At 73.0% G+C, this 22,580-nt stretch carries 15 protein-coding genes; 9 read left to right on the forward strand and 6 right to left on the reverse strand.

Features of this window, described 5'->3' with window-relative positions:
- Positions 1–8 precede the first annotated feature (8 nt).
- Positions 9–2,102: a glycosyltransferase gene (locus E4F25_RS10890; RefSeq protein ID WP_140910153.1), complete on the reverse strand. Its 2,094-nt coding sequence runs from the start codon at positions 2,100–2,102 to the stop codon at positions 9–11.
- Positions 2,103–2,241: 139 nt separating this feature from the next.
- On the opposite strand from E4F25_RS10890, the gene mrcB reads away from it, so the two are divergent.
- Both mrcB and E4F25_RS10900 read left to right on the forward strand, forming a co-directional pair.
- The gene (mrcB, locus tag E4F25_RS10895; protein WP_140910154.1) at positions 2,242–4,695 is read left to right on the forward strand and encodes a penicillin-binding protein 1B; all 2,454 of its coding nucleotides are present in this window, start codon (positions 2,242–2,244) and stop codon (positions 4,693–4,695) included.
- Between the two features lie 28 nt (positions 4,696–4,723).
- Positions 4,724–6,679 carry a DNA repair helicase YoaA gene (locus E4F25_RS10900; protein ID WP_140910155.1) on the forward strand — a complete coding sequence of 652 codons (1,956 nt, stop codon included), beginning with the start codon at positions 4,724–4,726 and terminating at the stop codon, positions 6,677–6,679.
- Here the strand turns inward: E4F25_RS10900 and tsaB are convergent.
- From tsaB to gshB, 3 genes are read right to left on the reverse strand one after another with little or no spacing between them, the layout of a single operon-like run.
- Positions 6,642–7,328 carry a tRNA (adenosine(37)-N6)-threonylcarbamoyltransferase complex dimerization subunit type 1 TsaB gene (tsaB, locus tag E4F25_RS10905; RefSeq protein ID WP_140910156.1) on the reverse strand — a complete coding sequence of 229 codons (687 nt, stop codon included), beginning with the start codon at positions 7,326–7,328 and terminating at the stop codon, positions 6,642–6,644. The two genes, E4F25_RS10900 and tsaB, sit on opposite strands and share 38 nt — an antisense overlap.
- Positions 7,325–8,200, reverse strand: a complete 876-nt coding sequence (locus E4F25_RS10910) for an energy transducer TonB (protein WP_140910157.1) — start codon at positions 8,198–8,200, stop codon at positions 7,325–7,327. Before E4F25_RS10910 ends, tsaB begins: the two co-directional genes overlap by 4 nt.
- Entirely contained in the window at positions 8,197–9,147 is a 951-nt protein-coding gene (gene gshB, locus E4F25_RS10915; protein ID WP_140910158.1) for a glutathione synthase, read from the reverse strand. Before gshB ends, E4F25_RS10910 begins: the two co-directional genes overlap by 4 nt.
- A gap of 178 nt (positions 9,148–9,325) precedes the next feature.
- Here gshB and pilG point away from each other — a divergent pair, with 178 nt between their 5' ends.
- Genes pilG through E4F25_RS10950 form a run of 7 tightly spaced genes read left to right on the forward strand, consistent with a single transcriptional unit; the run spans position 9,326 to position 20,412 of the window.
- Positions 9,326–9,727, forward strand: coding sequence for a twitching motility response regulator PilG (gene pilG / locus E4F25_RS10920; protein ID WP_140910159.1), 402 nt, complete (start codon positions 9,326–9,328; stop codon positions 9,725–9,727).
- Positions 9,728–9,746: 19 nt separating this feature from the next.
- Positions 9,747–10,112 (forward strand): response regulator, encoded by a 366-nt coding sequence (locus E4F25_RS10925; RefSeq protein ID WP_140910160.1) that lies wholly within the window; start codon positions 9,747–9,749, stop codon positions 10,110–10,112.
- Positions 10,113–10,120: 8 nt separating this feature from the next.
- Positions 10,121–10,651, forward strand: coding sequence for a chemotaxis protein CheW (locus tag E4F25_RS10930; protein WP_140910429.1), 531 nt, complete (start codon positions 10,121–10,123; stop codon positions 10,649–10,651).
- Positions 10,652–10,683: 32 nt separating this feature from the next.
- Entirely contained in the window at positions 10,684–12,699 is a 2,016-nt protein-coding gene (locus tag E4F25_RS10935; RefSeq protein WP_140910161.1) for a methyl-accepting chemotaxis protein, read from the forward strand.
- Between the two features lie 28 nt (positions 12,700–12,727).
- Entirely contained in the window at positions 12,728–18,664 is a 5,937-nt protein-coding gene (locus E4F25_RS10940) for an Hpt domain-containing protein (RefSeq protein WP_140910162.1), read from the forward strand.
- The gene (locus tag E4F25_RS10945; protein ID WP_140910163.1) at positions 18,657–19,937 is read left to right on the forward strand and encodes a chemotaxis protein CheB; all 1,281 of its coding nucleotides are present in this window, start codon (positions 18,657–18,659) and stop codon (positions 19,935–19,937) included. The genes E4F25_RS10940 and E4F25_RS10945 overlap by 8 nt, the downstream gene beginning before the upstream one ends.
- Before the next feature lie 10 nt (positions 19,938–19,947).
- A complete protein-coding gene (locus tag E4F25_RS10950; RefSeq protein ID WP_140910164.1) occupies positions 19,948–20,412 on the forward strand; it encodes a chemotaxis protein CheW in 465 nt (154 codons plus the stop codon).
- Positions 20,413–20,432: 20 nt separating this feature from the next.
- Here E4F25_RS10950 and E4F25_RS10955 read toward each other — a convergent pair whose 3' ends face one another.
- Positions 20,433–21,161: a 16S rRNA (uracil(1498)-N(3))-methyltransferase gene (locus E4F25_RS10955; RefSeq protein ID WP_140910165.1), complete on the reverse strand. Its 729-nt coding sequence runs from the start codon at positions 21,159–21,161 to the stop codon at positions 20,433–20,435.
- Complete coding sequence (gene bioA / locus E4F25_RS10960) at positions 21,152–22,558, reverse strand: adenosylmethionine--8-amino-7-oxononanoate transaminase (protein WP_246069864.1); 1,407 nt, start codon at positions 22,556–22,558, stop codon at positions 21,152–21,154. Before bioA ends, E4F25_RS10955 begins: the two co-directional genes overlap by 10 nt.
- Positions 22,559–22,580: the final 22 nt, after the last annotated feature.

The raw sequence follows: 22,580 nt of genomic DNA on the forward strand, positions 1-22,580 counted from the left end.
CGGCGCTCCTACAGGAGGACGCGGCGCACGGTGTCGCGCGCGGCATCGAGCGAGAAGTGGCGGGCGACGTTGTCCATGCCGCCCTGCGCCAGGCGCTGCCACAGCTCACGGTCCTCGTACAGGCGCACGACCGCGTCGGCGAAGGCGGTGGCGTCGGCGGCCACCAGCACGTCCTCGCCGTCGCGCAGGTGCATGCCTTCCACGGCGGCATGGGTCGCGACCACCGGCTGCCCGTGGGCCATGCTCAGGTTGACCTTGCCCTTGACCCCGGCGCCGTAGCGCAGCGGCGCGAGCGCGATCCTGCAGCCGTCCATGAACGGGGTGATGTCGGGCACGTGGCCGTGCACCACCACGCCCGGCACCGCCGCCAGCGCCTGCACCGCGGCGACCACGTTGCTGCCGATGCAGTGGAAGCGCACCGTCGGCAGGCGTTCGCGCACCCGGGGGAACACCTCCTCCACGAACCAGGTCACCGCGTCCACGTTCGGGGGATGGCGGAACCCGCCGACGAACACCAGGTCCCGGCGCGCCTCGTAGGGCAGGCCGGGTCCGGCGACCTCGTGCAGGTTGGTGAGCACCTCGACGTTCGCGCGCGGCGCGTCGCGTGAAAGCAGTTCCCGCTCGGCCTCGCTCACCACTAGCGTGGTGTCGGCGCGCGCGATCGCGTCCAGTTCCAGCGCGCGCGTGCGCGTCGCGCTGCGCAGGCGCGCGGGGTCGCCGGCGAGCTCGGCCGCGCGCCGTTCGCGCAGGTAGTGCAGGTCGATGGTGTCGAACACGACCCGCGCCTGCGGCGCGTGCCGACGCAGCAGCGGGATGAACTCGCGCGCGACGTAATGGCGGCAGGCGAGCACGCTGTGGAAGCGGCGGCCGTGCTCGCGCAGCCACCCCGGTGCGCGCTGCGCGAACGGCGCGTACCACGCTTCCACCCCGGCCCGCTGCAGGGCCTCCGTGTACTGCCCCGCGTGCTCGCGGTTCGCGGGCAGGAACACCACGTGCGCGCCTTCCTCGCGCAGCAGGCGCATCAGGTTCACCAGCCGCAGCGAGCCGGAATCGTGGTCCGGCTGCGGGGTGAGCGCGTCGATGACCAGCACCTGCCGGCGGTCGCGGTTGACCAGCGCGGGCGTCGGCACGGTGCCGGCGGGCAGCGCGGTCGCGAGCGCGTCCTGCCATCGCGCCGCGAACGTCGCCTTGTTGCGCACCTGGAAGGCCTTGGTGCCGCTGCCGGTATCGGTGCCCGCGGTCGTGCCCTCGTCGTGGACCACGCGCGCGGCCGGCTGGTACACGACGCGCCTGCCGGCGGCGCGCACCTGGAAGGCGAGGTCGGTGTCCTCGTAGTAGGCGGGGGCGTAGCGCGGGTCGAAGCCGCCGAGTTCCCGGAACAGCACGCGCGGGATCGCGACCGCCGCGGCGGACACATAGTCCGCGTCGCGCAGGTACGCGTGGCGCGGATCCGCGGGCGAGGCGAAGCGACCGTAGTTCCACGCGCTGCCGTCGGCGAACACCACGCCGCCGGCTTCCTGCAGGCGCCCGTCCGGGTACAGCAGCTGCGCGCCGGCCAGGCCGGTGCCCGGTTCCCGGTCGAAGGTGTCCAGCAGCGCCTCCAGCCAACCCGGCTGCGGCACGGTGTCGTTGTTGAGGAAGACCAGGAAGTCGCCGGTGGCGAGCGCGGCACCGTCGTTGCAGGCGGCGATGAAGCCGCCGTTGGCGGCGCGGCGGTGGTAGCGCAGGCCGGCGATCCCCGGCAGCACGCGCGGGGTGTCGTCGGTGGATGCGTCGTCCACGACGATCACCTCGACCGGGATCGCCGGCGGCCAGGCCGCGAGCGCGCGCAGGCAACCGAGGGTGTGCGCGAGCTGGCCGTGCACCGGGATGACCAGGCTGGCGCGGGGCGCGCCCGAGGCGGGCACGGCGGCGGGCGCGGCGTCGCCCCCGGGGAAGCGCAGCGCCGGCGTGAACTCCCGCGGCGGCGGGCGCAGGGCCTGGCGCGCGCGTTGCAGGCTCGCGCCCAGGCCACGGCTGCGCAGGCTCATCGCGCCGCGACGGGCGAGGCCGAGCGCGCGCTCTAGCAGGAACCGCGCATCGGCCAGTGACCACCACGACATTCGCAACGCAACTCCGGCTGACTGAGGGCGGGCGCCTGCCCGGCGTCCGGAGTCGGCTGCGCTAGACTCGGCGCTTCCGGCACGCCGTGCCATTGTCGCATCCGCACGCCTGCCGCGCAGGCAGGACCCCCACAAGAACATGCCGCGCATCGAAGACGACACCCGCAGGCCCCGCAGGCAGAACACAGGCGAACGGCGCGGCGACTGGCGCAGGCGCCTGTTGACCTGGGGCCTGGTGGCGGCGGCGCTGGTACTGGGCTTCCTGATCCCCTACACGATCTACCTGAACCACCAGGTGGTGGAGCGTTTCGGCCAATTGCAGTGGCAACTGCCGACCCGCGTCTACGCGCGGCCGCTGACCCTGGTCCCGGGCATGGCCCTGGACGCGGCCACGCTCAAGACCGAGCTGGACGCCGCCTCCTACCGCGACGACGGCGCCGGCGTCCGCCCCGGCACCTACCAGCACGAGGGCCGGCGCTGGCGCATCGCCAGCCGCGGGTTCCAGGACGTCGGCGGCAAGGTGGGGCCCAGCCGCATCCAGGTGGTCATCGCCGGCGGCAAGGTCGCCGAGCTGCGCGACCTCGCCCGCGACCAGGCGATCCGTTCGGCGGTGCTCGATCCCGCGCGCATCGCGACCCTGTACGGGCAGAAGCAGGAAGAGCGCCGCCTGGTGCAGATCGACGACGTCCCGGAACTGCTCGTCACCGGCCTGCAGGCGGTCGAGGACCGCGACTTCGCGGACCACCACGGCATCGACCTCAGCGGCATGGCGCGCGCGCTGTTCGTCACCGTGAAGTCGGGCGGCGAGACGCTGCAGGGCGGCAGCACGCTGACCCAGCAGCTGGCGCGCAGCGGCCTGCTCGGGATCGGCCAGGAACAGACCGCGACCCGCAAGTTCAACGAGATCCTGTACGCGCTGCTGATCGAGTCGCACTACGACAAGCGCACGATCCTCGAGACCTACATGAACCAGGTCTACCTGGGCCAGCGCGGCAACCAGGAGATCCGCGGCATGGCCGCGGGCGCCGAGTACTGGTTCGGCCGCGACCTGCGCGACCTCAACACGGCGCAGATCGCGCTGCTGATCGGCATGGTGAAGGGGCCGTCGGCCTACGACCCGCGGCGCAACCCGGAGGCCGCCACCGGCCGCCGCAACTTCGCGCTGGAGAAGTTCCACGAGACCGGGCTGATCTCGGCCGAGGAACTGGAACAGGCCAAGGCGGCCCCGCTCGGCATCACCGATGCCCCGGGCAGTACCTCGGCCAACCGTTTCCCGGCCTACGTCGACCTGGTCCGGCGCCAGCTCGCGCGCGACTATCCCGCCGGTGCCCTGCAGGGCGCCGGCCTGAGCGTGATGACGGCGATGTCGCCCTCGGCGCAGGCCTACGCCGAAGGCGCGGTCGCCGGCACCCTCAAAGCCCTGGACACCGAGAAAAGACCGCCGCTGCAGGCCGGGCTGGTGGTGACCGACGTCCACGACGGTGCCGTGCGGGCGGTGGTGGGCAGCCGCGAGTTCGCGCGCCACGGCTTCAACCGCGCGATCGAGGCGCGGCGCCCGGTGGGTTCGGTGATCAAGCCCTTCGTCTACCTGCTGGCGCTGGCGCAGCCGGGCCGCTGGTCGCTGGCGAGCTGGCTCGACGACAGCCCGGTCACCGTGACCCTGGACACCGGCAAGCGCTGGACGCCCGGCAACTCCGACGGCAGGAGCCACGGCAGCGTGCGCCTGATGGACGCGCTGGCCCATTCCTACAACCAGGCCACGGTGCGGCTGGGCATGGAGGTCGGGCCCGAGCGCGTGGCCGACCTGCTGCGCACGCTGTCCGGGGTCGATGCGAAGGCGAACCCGTCGCTGATCCTGGGCGCGCTGGACCAGAGCCCCTACGCCATGGCCCAGCTCTACCAGTTCCTCGCCTCGGGCGGCGAGGTCCAGCCGCTGCATGCAGTGCGCGGGGTGATCGACCAGGACGGCAAGGTGGTCAAGCGCTACGACACCACGCCGGCGCCCGCCCAGGAGGGCGACGCGATCGCCGCGCGGCTGGTCACGATCGCGTTGCAGCACGCGGTCACCAACGGCACCGGGCGCCGGCTGGTCGCCGATGGCCTCGGCCACCTCAATGCCGCCGGCAAGACCGGCACCAGCAACGACAGCCGCGACAGCTGGTTCGCCGGCTGGACCGGGGACCACCTGGCGGTGGTCTGGGTCGGCAACGACCAGAACGAGCCGACCGGCCTGTACGGCGCCACCGGCGCCATGCGCGTGTGGTCGTCCATCTTCGCGCGGCTGCCGAGCGCCCCGCTGCAGGTGAGCGACGACGGCCTCGACTGGGAGTGGGTCGAAGGCTCGCACGGCACCGATCCGGACTGCCCGGGCGCGCGCCGCTTCGCCTTCGTGGCCGGATTCACGCTGCCGTACCAGCCCTGCTATCGCTACGAGTCCGATCCCTACTACGACCAGGGTGCGCCCGCGGACGAGGCCGACGAACCGGGGTTCTGGGAGCGTCTCTTCGGCGGCGGGCGCGGACGCGAGCTCGACCCCGCGCGGCGGGTGCCGCCCCCGCCGCCGGCGGAACCGCCGCCGCCCTCGCCGCGATGACCGCCGCGGGCGGCGGCGTGCGCAACCGATGACGGCACTGCAGGACCGCAGCGTCGCCGCGCTCGGCGCGGGCGGGGCGCTGGCGGAGGCGATCCCGGCGTTCGTGCCGCGACCGTCGCAGCAACGCTTCGCCGGTGCGGTGGCCGCGGCGTTCGAAGGCCGCGGCGTGCTGCTCGCCGAGGCCGGCACCGGCACCGGCAAGACCTACGCCTACCTCGTGCCGGCGCTGCTCTCGGGCCTGAAGACGATCGTCTCCACCGGCACGCGTGCGCTCCAGGACCAGCTCTACCATCGCGACCTGCCGCGCGTCCGCGACGCACTCGGCGTCGGCCTGAAGACCGCGCTGCTCAAGGGACGCGCCAACTACCTGTGCCGCTACCGCACCGAGCAGGCGCGCGGCGAGGCCGCGTTCGCCAGCCGTGCGCTCGCGGCGCAGTTCGAGCGCATCGTGGCCTGGTCGGGGCGTACGCGCATGGGCGACATGGCCGAGGTCGAAGGCCTGGCCGAGGACTCTCCGCTGCTGCCGCTGGTGACCAGCACCGCCGACAACTGCCTCGGCAGCGACTGCCCGTTCTGGGACGACTGCTTCGTGGTGCAGGCGCGACAGCGCGCGCAGGCGGCGGACCTGGTGGTGGTCAACCACCACCTGTTGCTCGCCGACCTGGCGCTCAGGCAGGAAGGCTTCGGCGAAATCCTGCCGGGCGCGCAGGCCTTCGTGGTCGACGAGGCGCACCAGCTGCCGGAGCTGGCGGCGCAGTTCTTCGGCGAGGGCAGCGGCGCGCGCGCGCTGGTCGAGCTGGCGCGCGACACCCTGCGCGAGGCCGGCGACGTGGCTTCGGCGCTGGCGCTGCTGCAGGCGCCGGCGCAGGCGCTGGAACACGCGGTGCGCGCGCTGCGCGCCGCGATGGACGTGCTGCCGGTGCGCGGGACCGGCGAGCGCGCGCTGGAAGCGCCCGGCGTCGCCGAGGCCTTCGACGCGCTGTCCGCGGCGCTCGCCGGGCTGGCGACGGCGCTGCAGCCGTTGCGCGAATCCTCGCCGGGGCTGGATGCCTGCCACGCGCGGGCGGTGGACGCGGCGGGGCGGCTCGAGCGGTGGGTGGCAGGCGAGCCGGACACCGGCCCGCACGAAGGCGAGCGCGACAGCGTGCGCTGGTACGAGCTCACCCGCCGCGGCTTCCGCCTGCAGCGCACGCCGCTGGACGTGTCCGGACCCTTGCGCCGGCATCGCGAGGAGTCGCGCGCCGCCTGGGTGTTCACCTCGGCGACGCTGGCGGTCGAGGGCCGCTTCGAGCACTACGCGCAGCGCCTCGGGCTGGACGCGCCGGAGACGCTGCTCGAACCGAGCCCCTTCGACTGGAACGCGCAGGCGCTGTGCTACCTGCCGCCGCGCTTGCCGGAGCCGATGTCGCGCGACTACACCGCGGCCGTGGTCGCCGCCGTGCGGCCGGTGCTGGAGGCCTCGGGCGGGCGCGCATTCGTGCTGTTCGCCTCGCACCGCGCGCTGCGCGAGGCGGCCGCGCTGCTGCGCGGCGGACCGTGGCCGTTGTTCGTGCAGGGCGACGCCCCGCGCGTGCAACTGCTGCAGCAGTTCCGCGCGTCCGGCAACGGCGTGCTGCTGGGCGCGGCCAGCTTCCGCGAGGGCGTGGACGTGGTCGGCGAGGCGCTAAGCGTGGTGGTGGTGGACAAGCTGCCGTTCGCGGCGCCGGACGATCCCGTGTTCGAGGCGAGGCTGCAGGCGGTGCGGCGCGCCGGCGGCAATCCGTTCCGCGACGAGCAACTGCCGCAGGCGGTGATCGCGCTCAAGCAGGGGGTCGGCCGGCTGATCCGCAGCGAGCGCGACCGCGGCGTGCTGGTGCTGTGCGATCCGCGCCTCACCGGCCGCAGCTACGGCCGCACCTTCCTCGAGTCGCTGCCGCCGTTCCCGCGTACCCGCGACCTCGACGAGATCACGGCGTTCTTCGCGCCTGCTGCTCTGCCAGGGTGAGCGCGACGTTGTCGCGCAGGTAGGCCGGCTCCAGCCGTTCCGGCGGCACGGCTTCGCGCTCGAACAGGGACACGCCGAGCCTGGCGACGTCGGCTGCCCGCGGCAGCGCGGTCGCGTCGGCGGCGACCAGGCGCTCGCCCAGGCGCGTGCGCAGGGCGCCGTCGCCGGCGGCAAAGCCGGTTCCGGCGCCGTGCCAGCCGTCGCCCTCGGGCAGCGTGATCGTGCCCGGGTCGCCGACGGCCTCCGGTTGCAGTCCGACCAGCATCCCGTCGTCGCGCAGGAACGCGCCGAGGTAGACCTCGCCCATGCGCGCATCGATCGCCGCGATCACGCGGTCGCCGGCGACCGGCGCCGCCAGCGCCAGCAGGGTGGAGACCGGGACCACCGGCCGGTCGAGCGCCAGCGCTATGCCCTGGGCCAGGGCGATGCCCAGGCGCACGCCGGTGAAGGCGCCGGGGCCGCGGCCGACGGCGATCGCGTCGAGCGCGGACTTGGCCATCCCGGCCTCGGCGAGCAGCGCCTCGGCCCAGGGCAGGGCGAGCTCGGCGTGGCGTCGCGGCGCGAGTTCGTGCCGCTCGCGGACCTCGCCGTCCAGCCACAGCGCCACCGAACAGGCTTCGGTGGAGGTTTCGAATGCAAGCAGTTTCATCGGTCTTCCAGTTGCCCGCCGGGCATGAAGTGCCACGTGCGGACGATGTTGAGGATGTCCGGGTCCTCCTCGGTGCGCGGCAGCGGCGGATACGGTTCGGCCAGGCGCGCGATCCGGAGCGCGGCGGAGTCCAGCAGCGGGACGCCGCTGGAATGCACGATGGTCGCCGATTCCATGCTGCCGTCGCGGCGCACGCCGACGTTGATGACCACGATGCCCTCCATCCTGCGCGCCCGCGCCTCGCTCGGGTAGTTCAGGTTGCCGACCCGCTCGACCCGGTCCACCCAGTCGCGCAGGTAGCCGGCCCAGGCGTACTCGCGGGTGCTGGCGGACACGAACTTGCGCGTCGGCCGGCGGGCGTACAGGCGCGAGCTGCGGTCGATCTCCGCGGCCAGGCGGGCCATGGCGATGTCCCGCGGCACCGGCAGTTCGCCGTGGGGGCGGGGCAGGGGCTGCGCCTCCTGCGTGCGGCGGGCGTCCGCGACCGGCTCCCGGCCGGCGGTGCTGGTCACCACGCGCGGTCGCGGCCGGGGCTGCGCCTCGGGCGCCTGTGCCCGCAGCTCGCGCGGTGCCAGTCCGCGCTCGGCCTTGGCGGCGTCGCCGACCTGGTCCTCGCGCGGCCGGCGGGCGATCTCGTCCTCGCCGCCGCCGCGGTTGGCGGCCTGGGCCAGGAAGTCGGCCTGTTCCGGGCTCAGCTCGGTGCGCGACTGGGTCAGGATCACGTCCAGCGTCGGCATCACCGGCGCCGCCGACTCGATCGCGAAGCCGACCCCGAGGATCAGCAGCCCGTGCACCAGCAGCGACAGCACCAGCGTCGCGCCGAGCCGCTCGCGCTCGCCGACCCGCGGGGCAGCCACGACCCGAGCGTTCATCGCGCCGCCGCGCGCGCCTCGATCGCGTCGAACAGCATGCCGGCGATATTGAGGCCGAACTGCGCGTCGAGTTCGCGAATGCAGGTGGGGCTGGTGACGTTGACCTCGGTGAGCCAGTCGCCGATCACGTCCAGCCCGACGAACAGCATGCCGCGGGCCTTCATCTCCGGCGCCACCCGGGCGGCGATCCAGCGGTCGCGCTCGCTCAGCGGCCGTCCCTCGCCGCGGCCCCCGGCGGCGAGGTTGCCGCGGAACTCGTCGCCCTGCGGGATCCGTGCCAGGCAGTAGTCCACGGGCACGCCGTCCACCAGCAGGATGCGCTTGTCGCCTTCCGAGATTTCGGGCAGCCAGCGCTGCGCCATGGCCATGCGGCCACCGCCGACCAGGGTTTCCAGGATGACGTTGAGGTTGGCGTCGCCGGCGGCGGCGCGGAAGATCGAGCGCCCGCCCATGCCGTCGAGCGGCTTGAGCACCGCCTCGCCGTGCTCGGCGACGAAGGCCTTGAGCGCGGCCGGGTCGCGGCTGACCAGCGTCGGCGGGCAGCACTCCGGGAACAGCAGCGCCGCCAGCTTCTCGTTGTAGTCGCGCAGCCCCTGCGGATCGTTGACCACGAGGGCGCCGGCGGCCTGGGCCATCCCCAGCACCTGGGTGTCGTGGATGTACTCGCTGTCCACGGGCGGGTCGCTGCGCATCAGCACCACCTGCCCGGGGCCGAACGCGCGCTGCGTGAAGGCGCCGAGCTCGAACCACCCGGCCGGATCGTCGCGGACCTGCAGCGGGGCCATGCCGGCCATCGCCACGCCGTCGCGCACGCACAGCCCGCCCGGGCGCACGTAGTGCAGCCGGTGGCCGCGACGGGCGCCCTCCAGCAGCATCGCGAACGTGGAATCCTTGGCGATGTGGATGGACCCGATCGGGTCCATCACGACGACGATGTCGAGCACCATGCGGCGGGTCCGGACGGGGTTCTGGCATGGTAGCAGGCGGCCCGCGCCCGGACCGGCCCGGCAACGTGTCGCCGGGCGCACTCCGGACAACGAAAACTTGACACTTCCGGCGAGGGCTGGGATATAGGTGCTTCGCAGTGGCGCCGGCTTTCACGAGCGCCGCGCATGGGGAGTACAGATGACGCCAGACGACAACCGCGCCGGGAGCCTCGATGGCCTCCGTGTGATGGTGATCGATGATTCCAAGACGATCCGGCGCACCGCCGAGACGCTGCTCAAGCGGGAGGGCGCGGACGTGGTCACGGCGACGGACGGGTTCGAGGCGCTGGCCAAGATCGCCGACCAGCAGCCGCAGATCATCTTCGTGGACATCATGATGCCGCGCCTGGACGGGTACCAGACCTGTGCGCTGATCAAGAACAACCAGCTGTTCAAGTCCACGCCGGTGATCATGCTGTCGTCCAGGGACGGCCTGTTCGACAAGGCGCGCGGCCGCATCGTGGGCTCCGAGCAGTACGTCACCAAGCCTTTCACGCGCGAGGAACTCCTCGACGCGATCCGCAAGCACGTCAACGCCTGACCGGGGGGGTAGGGCAACCATGGCACGCATTCTCCTGATCGAGGACTCGCCGACCGACACGGCGGTGCTCACCCAACTGCTGGAACGCAACGGACACCAGGTGCTGACCTCGGGCAGCGCCGAGGACGGCATCGAGGTCTGCAAGCGCGAGCTGCCGGACCTGGTGCTGATGGACGTGGTGCTGCCGGGCATGAACGGCTTCCAGGCCACCCGCGCGCTGTCGCGCGACGGCCTGACCCGCGACATCCCGGTGCTGATCGTGAGCACCAAGAGCATGGAAACGGACCGCGCCTGGGGCCTGCGCCAGGGCGCGCGCGACTACATCGTGAAGCCGCCGGACGAAGGCGCGCTGGTGGCCCGGATCAACGAGCTCGTCGGCGCGTGATGGCCAGGGTGCGCAGCCCCTACGAGATCCTCGCCGACTACGAGCGGCGCAGCCTCGTGCACGTGGCTGGCCTGCCCGAGCAGCTCGACGCGCCCGGCCTGTGGCGCGGCGTCGGCTTCCGCATCGGCGGCAAGCGCCTGGCGGCCGGCTTCGACGAGGTGGCCGAGATCCTGCCGATGCCGCAGGTGACGCCGGTTCCCGGCGCGCAGCCGTGGATGCTCGGCGTGGCCAACATCCGCGGCAACCTGCTGCCGATCGTGGACCTCAAGCAGTTCCTCGAGGGCGAGCGCACCGTGCTGCATGAGGGCCAGCGCGTGCTGATCGTGCGCCAGCCCGGCGGCGACGTCGCGATCACCATCGACGAGCTGTACGGCCAGCGCAGCTTCCACGAGGAGCACCGGCTGCAGGAGGCCGAAGCCGCGCAGGGACGCTACGCCCATTTCATTGAGGCCATGTACCGGTTGGGCGAGGACGTGTGGAGCGTCTTCAGCCTGCAGAAGCTGGCCCGTACCCCCGAATTCCGACAAGCCGCGGCCTGAGCCGCGCACGCAACGACGACCGAGGCCGCACCATGAGCACTGTAATCGACACCTCCGGCAAGGGCCGCAACGTCGGCACCAACATCTGGCTGGGACTGCTGGTCCTGTCGCTGCTGGTGTTCGGCGCCAACACCGCGTACTCGATCACCAAGGCGCAGCGCCTGGGCGGTGCCAGTTCCGCGGCCTCGAACCTGCAGGTGAACTCGCAGCGGCTCGCCAACCAGGGTCGCGACGCGGTCGGCGGCGACGCGCAGGCGTTCGCCCAGTTCCGCGAGACGCGCCAGCAGATCGTCGACGACGTGCGCCTGCTCAACGAGCGCTTCGGCGACCAGCCGGGCGTCTCCGGCCCGATCGAGACCGTGACCACCACCTGGCTGCCGCTGTCGAAGAGCGCCGAGGCGGTGATCGCGTCGGAAGAGGCGGTGACCGGCCTGGCCGGCAACGCCAACAGCTTCGTGCAGAAGGTGCCGCAGCTGCAGGCGCAGATGGACGAGGTGGTGCGCGCGATGCTGGCCAGCGGGTCGGCCTCCTCGCAGGTCTACCTGGCGGTGCGCGAGGGCATCCTCGCGGCGACCATGGCGCGCCGCGTCGCCGAGATCCAGGCCGGTGGTCCCGGCGCGCAGATCGCGGGCGACGCGCTGGCGCGCGACGCCGGCGTGTTCAGCCAGGTGCTGGACGGCTTCCGCGAAGGCGGCACCGGCGAGGCGCAGAAGGTCAATGCGCCGGCCGCGGTGGCCTCGCTCAACCAGGCCAGCGCGCTGTGGAACGAGATGCGCGAGGACCTGGACGCGATCCTCGGCAGCTCCGAGAACCTGTTCCGCGCACAGGCCGCGGCGGACTCCATCGCCGCCGGCTCGGACAAGCTGCTGTCCGACAGCGAGACCCTGTTCGGCGCGCTGACCGCGTTCGGTTCGCTGAAGGACACCTCGATCATCGGCGGCGTGTGGGTGTCGATCGTATCCGGCGCGCTGGCGCTGTTCTCGCTGCTGATGGTGGTGGTCAGCATCAACCGCGCGAACCGCAAGCGTTACGAGACCACGATGGAGCTCAACAACCGCAACCAGGAGGCGATCATGCGCCTGCTGGACGAGATGGGCTCGCTCGCGGAAGGCGACCTGACGGTGAAGGCGACGGTGACCGAGGACATGACCGGCGCGATCGCGGACTCGATCAACTTCGCGGTCGAGCAGCTCCGCAGCCTGGTGCAGACGATCACCGACACTTCGGTGCAGGTGGCGTCCAGCGCGCAGGAAACGCAGGCCACCGCCATGCACCTGGCCGAGGCCGCGGAGCACCAGGCCACCGAGATCAACTCGGCCTCGGACCGGATCAACGAGATCGCGGCGAGCATCAACCAGGTGTCGCGCAACTCCGCCGAGTCCGCGGAAGTGGCGCAGCGCTCGGTGCAGATCGCGACCAACGGCGCCGGCGTCGTGCGCCAGACGATCCAGGGCATGGACAACATCCGCGACCAGATCCAGGAGACCTCGAAGCGCATCAAGCGCCTCGGCGAGTCCTCGCAGGAAATCGGCTCGATCGTGGAACTGATCAACGACATCTCGGAACAGACCAACATCCTCGCGCTGAACGCGGCCATCCAGGCGGCATCGGCGGGCGAGGCGGGCCGCGGCTTCGCGGTGGTGGCGGACGAAGTGCAGCGCCTCGCCGAACGCTCCTCGAACGCGACCAAGCGGATCGAGTCGCTGGTGCAGACGATTCAGGCCGACACCAACGAAGCGGTCAGCTCGATGGAACAGACGACCTCGGAAGTGGTGGCGGGCGCGCGACTGGCCGAGGACGCCGGTACCGCGCTGGGCGAGATCGAAAACGTGTCGACCAACCTCGCCGACCTCATCCAGGGCATCTCCAACGCCGCGCAGCAGCAGACCGCGGCGGCGACCAACATCACCCAGGCGATGAACACGATCCAGTCGATCACCGCGCAGACCTCGCAGGGCGCGAGCCAGACCGCACAGTCGATCGGAAACCTCGCGCAGCTGGCCGCGGACCTGCGTCGCTCGGTCGCCGACTTCAAGCTGCCGGCCTGATCGCGCGAGGCAGGGGAAGAACCGCAAGATGAGCACAGCGCTGCGCGACGCGATCGACTACACCACGCTGGGCTGGGTCAAGCCGGAGCTGGACGAGACCCTGCGCCAGGCGCGGACCGAGATCGAGGCGTTCGCCGAGGACTTGTCCGACGTCGCGCGGATGGACGCCTGCGCCGGGCGCCTGCACCAGGTGCAGGGCACGCTGCGCATGGTCGAGCTGTACGCCCCGGCCCGCGTGGCCGAGGAGATGGAGCAGCTTGCGCAGGCCTTGCAGGAAGGCAAGGTCGAGGCGCGCGAGGAGGCCTGCGCGACGCTGATGCGCGGCGTGGTGCTGCTGCCCGACTACCTCGAGCGCCTGCAGGGCGGCCACAAGGACATCCCGGTGGTGCTGTTGCCGCTGCTCAACGAGCTGCGCGCCGCGCGCGGTGCGTCGGAGCTCGGGGAAAGCGTGCTGTTCGCCCCCGACCTGCAGCGGCCGCTGCCGGAGACGTTGCCCGCCGGCGACGCCGGCGCGTCCACCGAATCCCTGTTGGCGGGCCTCGACCAGGCGCTCGCCGACTGGCCGCGGGACGGCAGGCCGTTGTCCTACGTCCCGCTCTCCGAGGCGGTCGACGGGCTGGTCGGCAAGGTCTCCGGCGAGGCCGTGCAGCGCATGCTGTGGGTGGCCTCGTCCGTGGCCGCGGCACTGCGCGACGGTGCCCTGCAGACGGTGCCCGCGCTGCACGACGCCTTTGCCGGGGTCGCGCGCGAAGTGCGCCGCGCCGTCGCCGGCGCGCCGCCCACCGGGCGCGCCGAGGCGGTGCTGGAGCCGACCCGCGAACTGCTCTACCAGGTGGCGCACGGCGGCGGCGACCACCCCGCGCTGCGCGCGCTGCGCGACACCTTCGAGCTCGAGCGCCAGGTGCAGGCGCCCAGCGAATCCGAGCTCGCGCACGCACAGGGCAGCCTCAGCGGCCACAACCGCGCGCTGCTCGACACCGTGTCCGGCGCGATCAAGGAAGACCTGCTCCGGGTCAAGGACGCGCTCGACCTGCACCTGCGCAGCGGCCAGTCCGATGTCTCCGGGCTGCAGCCGCAGGTCCAGGCACTGGCCACCATCGCCGACACCCTGGGCATGCTCGGGCTGGAGGGCGCGCGCGAACTCGTGCAGCGCCAGCGCGACACCCTGGACGGCATGCTCCACGGCGCCGGCGGCGTGGACGAAGGCACCCTGCTGGACATCGCCGCGGCGCTGCTGTTCGTGGACGCGTCGCTCGAGGAACAGGTCGAGCGGCTCGGCGCGCCCGCGGGCTCCGACGACCTGCTCGCCAACGAATCGCGCAAGGTCACCGAAGCGCTCGCACGCGAAGCGATCGCCAACTTCGCCGATGCCCGCCAGGCCTTCGTGGCCTTCGTGGAAACCAACTGGGACCATGCCGAACTGGCCGAGGTGCCGCGCCTGCTGGGCGAGGTGTCCGGCGCGCTGCAGATGCTCGACCTGCCGCAGCCGGCGCACTACCTGGCCGGCGTGCGCGCCTATACCGAACGCGAACTGATCGGCAAGGCGCGCGTGCCCAGCGGCCGCCAGCTGGACACCCTGGCCGATGCGCTCGCCAGCCTGGAGTACTACCTCGAGGCGCTGCGCGAGCAGCGCCCGAACCGCGACGACATCCTCGATGTCGCCCGCAACAGCCTCGAGGCCCTGAACTACTGGCCGATCCCCGAGGCGCCGGCGGCACCGCAGCCGCCACCGCAGGCACTCGCGCCGGCACTCCCGCCCACCCGCGATGCCGCGGACCGGACGGCAGTGCCTCCCGCCGGCGACGTGGACGCCACCGCGCGTTTCCTGGCCGGCTTCGAGGACAACACGGGCGCCGCCCCGGCAGCGCCTGCGCAGGCCGCGCCGCCCGCGCCCGCGCCGACGCCGACGCCAGTGCCTCCGGCACCGCCGGCGCACGCCCCGGCCCCGGTCGGCACCGGCGACGCCGGCGGCTTCGAGACCACCGGCGACGAGATCGACGACGAGATCCGCGAGATCTTCCTCGAGGAGTTCGAGGAGGAGATCGCGAACCTGTCGACGCTGCTCCCCGAGTGGCGTGCCGATCCCGAGTCGCTCGAACAGTTGCGCCCGATCCGCCGCGTGTTCCATACCCTCAAGGGCAGCGGACGCCTGGTCGGCGCCAAGGTGCTGGGCGAGTTCGCGTGGAAGGTCGAGAACATGCTCAACCGCGTGCTCGACGGCTCGCGCCCGGCCAGCCCCGCCGTGGTGGCCCTGGTCGGCGCCGCCCACGACACGCTGCCGCAACTGCTGTCGGCGCTGCGCGGTGACGGCGGCCTGGTCGCCGACCTGGCCGGCATCCAGGCGCTGGCCGATCGCATCGCGGCCGGCGAGGAGGCTTTCCTCGCGCCGGCGCCCGCCGCCGCGCCCGAGCCCGCCGCCGAATCCGACACCGCATCCGACGCTGCGCCCACCGAGGCCGACGTCGGGCCCGCGGCAGACGAAGCACCCCAGGCGCCGGCGGCGGCCGAAGCCGAGGGCATTCCGGCCAGCGTGGACGCCGTGCTGCTGGAGATCCTGGACGCCGAGGTCGGCGGGCACCTGGTGACCCTCGACCGCTGGCTCGCCGCGGTGCGCGAAACACCGGCCCCCGCCAGCGATGCATTGCTGCGCGCGATCCACACCATGAACGGCGCCTTCGCGATGACCGAGGTGCCTGCGATCACGCACGCGCTGACGCCGGCCGAGGGCTACATCAAGCGCATGCTCGCCGCTGGCACCACGGTCACCGCGGAGGGCGTCGCCGCGCTCTCGGCGCTGGGCGACGCGGTGCGCGCCACGATCTCGGCGCTGCACACCAGGGCCCCGCGCGTGCAGCCCTGCGACGCGCTCGGCGCGCGTCTGTCGGCGCTGCGCGACAGCCTGCCGGACGTCCAGGTGCCGCCGCTGCACGACGAGGACGCCCACGGCGCCGCCCCCTTCGGCGGGCCCGACCTCAGCGACTTCGTCGACACGACGGCGCTGGAGCAGGGGCTGGCGGGCCGCGACGACACCCCGGGCGCGCACGCCAGCGAACCCGACGTGAGCAGCGGCATCGACGCCGCCCAGCTCGAGATCGCGCGCCTGGAAGCCGAGCGCCTCGAGCGCGAGGCCGAGGCGGCCGCGCAGCTCGAGGGCGAGCGGCTCGCAGCCGAGCGCGCCGCGGCGGAACGCGCCGAGGCGGAGCGCGCCGAGGCGGAACGGATCGAAGCCGAACGCCTCGAAGCCGAACGCCTCGAAGCCGAACGCCTCGCCGCAGAGCGTGCGGAGGCCGAACGGCAAGCTGCGGAGCGTGCCGAAGCCGAGCGCCAGGCCGCGGAGCGTGCCGAGGCCGAACGCCTGGAAGCCGAGCGGGTGGCGGCCGAAGCCGCCGCAGCGGAGCGCGCCGAGGCCGAACGCCTCGAAGCCGAGCGCGTGGCCGCCGAAGCCGCCGAAGCCGAGCGTCTCGAGGCCGAGCGGGTGGCCGCAGAAGCCCAACGCCTCGAAGCCGAGCGCCAGGCCGCGGAGCGCGCCGAAGCCGAGCGCGCCGCCGAGGCGGCACGCGCGCAGGCCCGCGGCCAGGCCGAACGGATTCCGGCGTTCCCGGACGACCCGGACGAAGCCCTCGACCTCACCGGCCTGGATCCGGACCTGGTGGACATCTTCGTCGAGGAGGGCATGGACCTGCTCGACCACGCCGACGGCCTGGTCGCCAGGCTGCAGGCGGAGCCCGGCGAGGGCGACGCGCTGGTCGGCCTGCAGCGCGACCTGCATACGCTGAAGGGCGGCGCGCGCATGGCCGGCATCATGGCGGTCGGCGAGCTCGGCCATGCCATGGAGTCGCTGCTCGAGGCGGTGGTGGAACAGCGCGTCGAACTCGGACGCGACGGCATCCCGTTGATGGAGCGCGGCATCGACCGGCTGCACGCCATGGTCAGCCGCGTCGGCGCGCGCCGCGCCATCGCGATGCCGGCCGCGATGATCGCGGAATTCGATGCCCGCGCCCGTGGCGAGGCCTACGTCCCGACGCAGGCCGACGCCGCCGCGCCCGCGCAACAGCCGAAGGCAGAGACGCTCAAGCCGCTGTCGGCGCCGATCAGCGACCAGCCGGCCGGCGACGACGACGACGTCGCGGTGCGCGCCCCGCAGGAACAGGTCCGCGTCCGCGCCGACCTGCTCGACCGCCTGGTCAACTACGCCGGCGAGGTCGCCATCTACCGCGCACGCCTCGAGCAGCAGCTCGGTGCGTTCCGCTCGGCCATGGGCGAGATGGAGCAGACCAACGCGCGCCTGCGCGACCAGCTGCGCCGCCTCGACAGCGAGACCGAGGCGCAGATCATCGCGCGCTACCAGCGCGAGCACGAGAACGACGACGAGACCTTCGATCCGCTCGAACTGGACCGCTTCTCGACCCTGCAGCAGCTTTCGCGCGGCCTGGCCGAATCGGCCGCCGACCTGAGCAGCCTGCAGCAGTCGCTGGACGACCTGACCCGCCAGTACGAAACCCTGCTGCTGCAGCAGTCGCGGGTGAGCTCGGAACTGCAGGAAGGCCTCATGCGCACGCGCATGGTGCCGTTCGACGCGCTGGTGCCGCGCCTGCGACGCGTGGTGCGCCAGGCCGCGAGCGAAACCGGCAAGCAGGCCCAGCTCAAGCTCGAGGGCGCCCAGGGCGAGCTCGACCGCAACGTGCTCGAGCACATGACCGCTCCGCTGGAGCACATGCTCCGCAACGCCATTGCGCACGGCCTGGAATCGCCGCAGGCACGGCGCAAGGCGGGCAAGCCCGAGCAGGGCACCGTTCGCATCGCGGTCCGCCGCGAAGGCTCGGAAGTGGTGCTCGAGGTGTCCGACGACGGCGCCGGCCTCGACCGCCGCGCGATCCGCGCGCGCGCCGAGCAGCGCGGCCTGGTCCAACCCGGCGCGGTCCTGTCCGACAGTGCGCTGGATGCGCTGATCTTCGAGCCCGGCTTCTCCACCGCCGACGAGGTCAGCCGGCTGGCCGGCCGCGGCGTCGGCATGGACGTGGTCGCGAGCGAGGTCCGCCAGCTCGGCGGCAGCTTCGACATCCGCACCCGCAAGGGGCAGGGCACCACCTTCCTGCTGCACCTGCCGCAGACCCTCGCGGTCACCCAGGCCGTGTTCGTGCGCGTGGGCGAAACCAGCTTCGCGGTCCCGATCGCGTCGGTGCGCGGCGTCGGCCGCATCACCCGCGAGGAGTTCGAGAAGGAAGGCGCCACCTACGAGTACGGCGGCGAGGACTACGCCCTGCACGACCTCGGGATGCTGCTCGGCCAGGGTGCGTCGAAGGCGGAGGGCCAGCTGCAGATGCCGCTGCTGCTGATCCGCGCCGGCGACCTGCGCGCGGCGGTCGCCATCGACCAGGTCATGGGCAACCGCGAGATCGTTGTGAAGCCGGTGGGCCCGCAAGTGGCCTCGCTGCCGGGCATCTTCGGCGCGACCATCATGGGCGACGGCAGCGTGGTGGTGATCCTCGACATCGCGCCGCTGGTGCGCCGCCAGTCCGCCGGCCCGCGCGAAGTGGAGCCGATGCCGGCGGTGGAGGCGCGCAAGGTGCCGCTGGTGATGGTGGTCGACGACTCGGTCACCATGCGCAAGGTCACCGGCCGCGTGCTCGAACGCCACAACTTCGAGGTCGGCACGGCCAAGGACGGCGTGGACGCGCTGGAGCGCATGGCCGAGCGCGTGCCGGACCTGATGCTGCTCGACATCGAGATGCCGCGCATGGACGGCTACGAGCTGGCGACGCAGATGAAGGCCGATCCGCGCCTGCGCGACGTGCCGATCATCATGATCACCTCGCGCACCGGCGAGAAGCACCGCCAGCGCGCGCTGGAGCTCGGCGTGCAGCGCTACCTCGGCAAGCCCTACCAGGAGCACGAGCTGCTGCGCAACGTGTTCGAACTGCTGGCCGCGGGCGGCATGCCGGCGCCGGAGCAGGGCAATGGCTGAGGCCACGCGGGTTGCGCTGCTCGCGCGGCCCGGCGGCGCCTGCGAGAAGCTGCAGGCCGCGTTGCAGCAGGCCGGTGCCGAGATCGTGCACGTGGCCGACCCGACGGCCGGCGACGTGGCTGCGCTGTCCGCGGCCGACCCGGCCGCGGTGCTGGTCGCGCTCGAGCCTGCGGTCGAGTCCGCGCTCGACGGCTTCGATGCCGTGCTGCAGGACCCGGCGCGGATCGTGATCTACGACGAGGCCGAGGTCGCCGCGGCGCGCGAGGGATGGGATGCCGCGCGCTGGGCGCGCCACCTGGCCGCCAAGCTCGCGGGCCATGGCGACGTGCTGCCGCCCGGCCGGGAGGACGGAACCGATCCCGCGCCGGCGCCCGGGGTCGTGCCGCCCGGGGAGCCGGAGATGGTGCTCGACGTGCTGCCGCCGGCGGAGCCGGAAACGGTACTCGACATGGTGCAGCCGTCCGGGCCGGAAGCGGCGCTGGAAGTGGAGTCGTTCGTGGAACCGGCCGCGGAACCCGCCGCGGAACCGCAGGTCGAGCCCGAGCCCCCGGCGCCGTCGCCCGGGATCACGCTGGAACTCGACGACGCGCCGGCGCTGGACGGCGCCCCGGCCGCCGCGGAGACGCGTGCGGTCACCCTCGAGTACAAGGGCGGCGGAGCGATCGAAGAGGCAGCGCTGGCCCCGGCTTCCGGCGACGACCCGTCACCGGCTGCCCCGGCCTTCGGGACCACGCTGACGCTGGAGCCGCACGGCACCGGTGCGGTCGTGGTGCTCGCAGGGATCGGCGGCCCGGACGCAGTGCGCCAGTTCCTCGGCGCGCTTCCGGAAACCTTCCCGCGCCCGGTGCTCGTGCGCCAGCGGCTGGACGGCGGTCGCCACGACCGACTGGTGCGGCAGCTGCAGCGCGCCACCCCGCTGCCGGTGGAACTCGCCGTGGCCGGCTCGCCGGTGACGGCGGGCCACGTCTACATCGTGCCGGACGGCATGAGCACGACGGACGATGGCGCGACCCAGCGGTTCGCTGAGACCGGGCCCATGGGCCCGTTGCTGGGACTGCCCGCCGACGACAGCGCGCTGCTGCTGCTCAGCGGCGCCGACGCGGCGCAGGTGGACGAGATCATGGAACTGTCGGTCGCCGGGGCCCTGGTGGCCGGGCAGTCGCCCGAGGAATGCTTCGACAACGCGGCCCCCGGCGCGGTGATCGCGCGCGGCGCGGACGCCGGCTCGCCCGTGCAGCTCGCCGGGCGCGTCGCTGACCGCTGGAACAAGTGAGGAAGCGAGCATGAACACCGAAGCCAGGCCCGACATCCGCGGCGTGCTGATCCAGGTCACGGGCGCGCGCCTGCTGCTGCCCAACGCGACCATCGCCGAGGTGCTCTCGTTCGCAGACCCGGCGCCGATCGAGAACGCGCCGGAGTGGCTGCTCGGGCACATCCGCTGGCGCGGCTGGCAACTGCCGCTGGTCGCGTTCTCGCGCCTGGCCGGTATCGCCCGCGAAGAGGGCAGCCTCGGCAGCCGCGTGATCGTGCTGAAGGCGCTTGGCGAGACTCCGCGCACCCCGTACTTCGCGGTGCTGACCCAGGGCTTCCCGCGGCTGGTCACGGTGTCGGCCGCCGCGCTGGTGGCCGAGGAGACCGATCCGGCCGCGTTGCCCGACGGCGTGCAGGCGCGGGTGTCGCTCAACGACGAGCAGGCGCTGGTGCCCGACCTCGAACAGCTCGAGCAGCTGGTCGCCGAACACATGTAGGAGCGGCGCCAGCGCCGCTCCTACAGGTCCCCGAAACGCGCCTGCAAGGCGGCGATCGCGGCGATGCCCGCGGTCTCCGTGCGCAGCACGCGAGGCCCCAGGCGCAAGCCCTCGAAGCCCGCGGCCTGCAGCAGCTCGCGGTCGCGCGGCGACCAGCCGCCCTCCGGGCCGACCGCCAGCACGCAGCCGGACACGAGGCCTTCGAGCGTCCCGATCGAGCGCGGTGCCACCGGATCGAGCAGGAAGCGCGGCAGCGCCGGCAGCTCCGCCAGCGCGGCCTCCAGCGCCCGCGGCGCCGCCACCGCGGGGACGCGCGCGCGGCCGCACTGGCCGCAGGCCGACGCGACCACGCCGCGCCAGTGCGCGAGGCGCTTGTCGAGGCGCTCGCCCTGCAGGCGCACCTCGCTGCGCTCGCTGTCCACCGGCAGCACCTCCGCGACGCCGAGTTCGGTGGCTTTCTGCAGCACCAGGTCCATCTTCTCGCCGCGGGCGATGCCCTGCAGCAGCACGATGCGCAGCGGCGACTCGTTGTCCACCGGGCGCACGCCCACCACCTCGGCCTCGGCGCCGCGCTTGCCGATCGCCAGCAGGCGCGCTTCGTAGTCGTGGCCGTCGCCGTTGAACAGCACGAACGGATCGCCGCTGCGCAGGCGCAGCACGCGCGCCAGGTAGGCACTCGCGTCGGGCGGCAGCGCCACCACCGCGCCAGCCGACAGCGGCAGCTCCACGTACACCCGGGTCACGCGCATGCGGTCGCTTCCAGGATGGCTTCGCGGGTGGTGCGCGCCAGCAGCGCGAGCTGTTCCTCGTCCACGCAGTAGGGCGGCATCCAGTAGAGGATGTCGCCGAGCGGCCGCAGCACCACCCCGCGCTCCAGCGCCGCGCGGTACGCGCGCAGGCCGACGCGCAGCCCCGGCTCGAAGGGCGTGCGCCGGTCGCCGTCGCGGGCCAGTTCGAAGGCCACGATCATGCCGGCCTGGCGCAGGTCGGCCACCTGCGGCAGTTCGCCGATCGGCGCCGCCAGCGCGGCCATGCGCGCGGCGGTGCCGCGGTTGCGCGCGACGACCTGGTCCTCCTCGAAGACCCGCAGCGAGGCCAGCGCCGCCGCGCAGGCGATCGGGTTGCCGGTATAGCTGTGCGAGTGCAGGAACGCGCGCTCGCGGGATTCGTCGAGGAAGCCGTCGTACAGGGCCTGGGTGGCGAGCACCGCGGCCAGCGGCAGGAAGCCCCCGGTGAGACCCTTCGACAGGCACAGCAGGTCCGGCTGGATCCCGGCCTGTTCGCACGCGAACAGGGTCCCGGTGCGTCCGAAGCCGACCGCGATCTCGTCCGCGATCAGGAAGACCCCGTGCGCGTCGCACAGCTTGCGGGCGAGCTGCAGGTACAGCGGATGGTGCATGCGCATGCCGCCGGCGCACTGCACGAGCGGCTCGAGGATCATCGCGCAGACCTCGCCGCCATGCGCATCCAGCAGCGCCTCCAGCGCTCCAGCCGCGCGCCTGGCGCACTCCTCGGCGGACTCGCCCGGCGCCGCCAGGTAGGCATCCGGCGACGGCGTGAACAGGCATTCGGCGAGCAACGGGGCATAGACGCGGCGGTACAGGGGTACGTCGCCGACCGCGAGCGCGCCCAGGGTTTCGCCGTGGTAGCCGTTCTCCAGCGCGACGAACTTCGTTCGCCGGTCCTCGCCGCGGTTGCGGAACCAGTGGAAGGCCATCTTCAGCGCGACCTCGACCCCGGCCGAGCCGTTGTCGGCGTAGAACACCTTGGCCAGCGGCTCGCGCCCGGGCTCGCGCGGCGCGATCGCCAGCAGCTTCTCGGCCAGCTCGACCGCCGGCGCGTGCGAGAAGCCGGCGAGGATGACCTGCTCCAGCGAGCACGCCTGCGCACCGATCGCGGCGGCGATCCTGGGTTCGGCGTGGCCGAACAGGTTGGTCCACCAGCTCGACACCGCGTCCAGGTAGCGGCGGCCGTCGCGGCCCACCAGCCAGGCGCCCTCGCCGCTGGCGATCGGCACCAGCGGCAGTTCGTGCGGGTGCTCGCGCATCTGCGTGCAGGGATGCCACAGGACCGCCAGGTCGCGCGAACGCCATGCATCGGCCTCCGCTATCATCGCCGGGTCATGTGCCGGTCCCACGTCATCCATTCCGCCCATCCGCGCATTATCC

It is taken from the genome of Cognatiluteimonas lumbrici (assembly GCF_006476065.1).
Lineage (GTDB): Bacteria > Pseudomonadota > Gammaproteobacteria > Xanthomonadales > Xanthomonadaceae > Cognatiluteimonas > Cognatiluteimonas lumbrici.